This window comes from Ruoffia sp. FAM 24228 (assembly GCF_045528575.1).
Lineage (GTDB): Bacteria > Bacillota > Bacilli > Lactobacillales > Aerococcaceae > Ruoffia > Ruoffia halotolerans.
Genome location: NZ_JBGQQZ010000171.1, coordinates 1 through 270, shown reverse-complemented (window position 1 = coordinate 270; position 270 = coordinate 1). Strand labels below are relative to the sequence as shown.

Below are 270 nucleotides of genomic sequence, written 5' to 3'. Positions count from 1 at the left end.
ATTACGATCACGTGGAATCTGTAGCTTAAGTTCACCATATTCTGTTTTGACCTTACGGTCATAGGTGCCATTGCGAGAGTTACCTGAATGGAAACCAATCCGCTCATACTTCTCATAATCTAAAAAGGCAGTCAGCTCTGTTCTCAGGAGCGTATTTACGGCTAATTCCAAGTGCGAACGGAATAATTCGTTCAAATCACCTTTTGTAGCTAGAGTCTGTAAGATATCTGTAGTAAGATTGTTCATAGGGAAGTCCTCTTTTCTGTGAAT

The 270-nt window shown here is 40.4% G+C and carries 1 protein-coding gene; it reads right to left on the bottom strand.

The window, feature by feature from the left end; genetic code table 11:
• Positions 1-246: transposase (locus ACEN33_RS12540; protein ID WP_407095222.1), on the bottom strand; the 246-nt coding region annotated here is incomplete at its 3' end.
• Between the last annotated feature and the right edge of the window lie 24 nt (positions 247-270).